Origin of the sequence: Lactobacillus acetotolerans DSM 20749 = JCM 3825 (genome assembly GCF_001436775.1) — a bacterium.
Classification (GTDB): Bacteria; Bacillota; Bacilli; order Lactobacillales; family Lactobacillaceae; genus Lactobacillus; species Lactobacillus acetotolerans.
Map to the genome: position 1 here is coordinate 1 of NZ_AYZC01000073.1, position 2886 is coordinate 2886.

Consider the following 2886-nt stretch of genomic DNA (forward strand, 5'->3'; position numbering starts at 1 on the left):
AAGTCTAACTTTGTTGGGCTTTTTTATAAATAATTTATTTAACTAGCACCACACGTAATGTAAAGGTCTATAATATATTGAGGGGATTAATATGGTAGAAAAGAATCAACAAGATAAAAAGCCGATGCGTCGACATCACCATCACCATCGTTATCATCACAGAAAATTTTGGCGTGGTTTTTGGATTGTGCTAGGAATTGTCGTGGTCATTGGTCTTTTTGTTTGCGGCATGGTTTACAAGAACCTGCGTAGTACAACGCAAAACATGTACACCCCCGTTGCTAAGAATACGAAGAGCAACAAGGGTCGGACTCTTGATAATTTGTTAAATGAAAAGAAACCAATTAACATCTTGTTATTGGGGATCGATACTGGTGCGATGGGTCGTCACTGGAAGGGCCGGACGGATACCATGATGATGATGTCCATCAACCCTAAGAAGAATACGACTACCATTGTATCTATTCCACGTGACTCTAACGCAATCTTCCCAGATTACCCAGAATATGGGGTAACGAAGATGAACTCAGCTTACACTTTAGGCGGAGTTGCAGAAACTGTTAAAACTCTTGATAAATATTACAGTGTGCCAATTGACGGTTACATTATGATCAACATGGGTGGCCTTGAGAAGGCCATCGATCAAGTCGGTGGTATAGATGTAACTTCACCACTTACATTCAATAATATGGGCTACCACTTCGAAGAAGGCAAGACTTATCATATGAATGGTAAAAAGGCATTGGCCTTTGCTCAACTTCGTCACGGAGATCCACGTCAAGACTACGGTCGTCAAGATCGTGATCGCCGCGTAATTATGGCGCTTCTTAAGAAGTCTGTTTCACCAACAACATTGTTGAATTCTAAGTTCTTGAATTCAATTTCTGATGAAATGCAGACTGACTTGACCATGAACCAAATGTACAAGATTGGTATGGATTACCGCAAGGCTGCTGATAACTTGAGCCAAGACCATGCTCAAGGTGTAAGTAAGCAAACTATGAATCCTAAGTTTGGCTTGATGGAAATCGAAGTCGTAAGTAAGGAAGAAAGACAAAGAGTATCTGATAAGATTAGGGATGCTCTCGAATTGCCAAAGACTAAGGTAGCTGCTAATAAGTCGAGTTACGTCATGAATCAATAATAAGGAAAGATAGATGGAACAAGAACAAAAACAATCTGAAAATACAATTGATCTCACTCAATTGCTTCAACTTTGCCGCAGACATATCTGGGCATTGATTCTTTGGAGTATTGGACTTGCATTAGTAGGCTGGGGAATTGCTAATTTTGTCATTTCACCAAAGTATACTGCTAGTGCACAAATCTTAGTTAACCAAAAATCCAATAAGAATGATCCTAATACAGCATATATAACCCAACAAGCTAACATGCAGTTAGTTAATACCTATAAAGATATTGTAACTAGTCATGTAATCTTGAAGGATGCTTCTGATCGTTTGACTAACCCCGTTAGAGTGGTTAAGAAGGCTAAGCCAGCTAAGTACAAAACTACTGATAATGGTAGAAAAGTCTTGGTGAGAAAGGCTCAACCAGCAGTCATTGAACGTGACAGTAAGGCATATAGCGTTTCAGCTGCACTCTTAGCTAAGAGCGTTTCAGTTGCTACGCAACAACAATCACAGGTATTCTCAGTTTCTGCTAAGGCTGATACTCCTGAAAAGGCTAAGGCTGAAGCTAACGCGGTTGCAAGATCATTCAGAGATCAGATTCCTAATATCATGAACATCGATAACGTTACGATTGTTGCACCAGCTACTAATGGTGTTCAATCATCACCTAACGTTAAGATGTTTACTTTGGCAGGATTTGTTATTGGCTTAGTATTAACCTTTGCAGTGATCTTAATTCGTGAAATGACTAATACCACTGTTCGTGATGATACTTACTTAACTCAAGATTTAGGCTTAACTAACTTAGGACATGTATCGCACTTCCGCGTATCTTCATCATTTAAGTTGATTAAGAAGAATAATAAGCCAGCTGCTAAGCGTGAACAACGCAAGAGACGCAGAGTATAGGAGGTAACTGATGTCACTTTTTAAGAAAAAACGTGGTACAGATGAAACCATTAAAAACGGTGCTAAGTTAATTACAGTTGCAGATCCTAAGAGTCCAGTAACTGAACAGTTCCGTACCATTCGTACCAACATTAACTTCATGGCAGTTGACCATGATATCAAATCTGTTGCCTTTACTTCTGCTAGCATCGGTGAGGGTAAGTCAACCGTTGCTGCAAACGTGGCAGTAACCTATGCTCAAGCGGGCCGTAAGGTATTGTTGATTGATGCCGACTTACGTCGTCCTACTGTTCACAGAACATTTAACTTAAGCAATCATGTAGGATTAAGTACAGTTATCTCTTCTACTGCTAAGGAAGTAGACTTAGATGAAGTTGTCCAAGACAGTGGGATTGCTGACTTAGCAATCTTACCTGCTGGTCCTACACCACCTAACCCATCAGAATTGATTGGTTCTAAGAGAATGCAAAACTTCATCAGCTTAGTTGAAGATCACTATGACATGGTAATCATCGACTTGGCACCAGTGCTTGAAGTATCTGATACGCAAGAATTAGCTCGTCGCTTAGACGGTATTATCTTAGTAGTACGTCAAGGTAAAACACAAAAGGCTGCTATTAAACGTGCTGTTGAAATACTTAACTTCTCTAAGGCCAAGGTATTAGGCTTCATTATGAACGATATTAGTCCTGATAATGCCAGCTACGGTTATGGATATGGTTACGGCTATGGATATGGCTACGGTTACGGCTATGGTGAAGAAAAGAAGAAAAAAAGTTGGTTTTCTAGGCAATGTCATTAAGTTAAGACATTGACGAAAGTTTAGCTTTATGAACCGAATCAT

3 protein-coding genes are annotated in these 2886 nt (G+C 39.6%); all 3 read left to right on the top strand.

The window, feature by feature from the left end; genetic code table 11:
* The first annotated feature begins 91 nt into the window (after positions 1 to 91).
* From FC77_RS07440 to FC77_RS07450, 3 genes are read left to right on the top strand one after another with little or no spacing between them, the layout of a single operon-like run.
* The gene (locus FC77_RS07440) at positions 92 to 1144 is read left to right on the top strand and encodes an LCP family protein (RefSeq protein ID WP_054682312.1); all 1053 of its coding nucleotides are present in this window, start codon (positions 92 to 94) and stop codon (positions 1142 to 1144) included.
* Between the two features lie 13 nt (positions 1145 to 1157).
* Positions 1158 to 2042 carry a YveK family protein gene (locus tag FC77_RS07445; protein ID WP_054682313.1) on the top strand — a complete coding sequence of 295 codons (885 nt, stop codon included), beginning with the start codon at positions 1158 to 1160 and terminating at the stop codon, positions 2040 to 2042.
* A gap of 10 nt (positions 2043 to 2052) precedes the next feature.
* On the top strand, positions 2053 to 2844 hold the full coding sequence (locus tag FC77_RS07450) for a CpsD/CapB family tyrosine-protein kinase (RefSeq protein ID WP_056971001.1): 792 nt from the start codon (positions 2053 to 2055) through the stop codon (positions 2842 to 2844).
* Positions 2845 to 2886 lie beyond the last annotated feature (42 nt).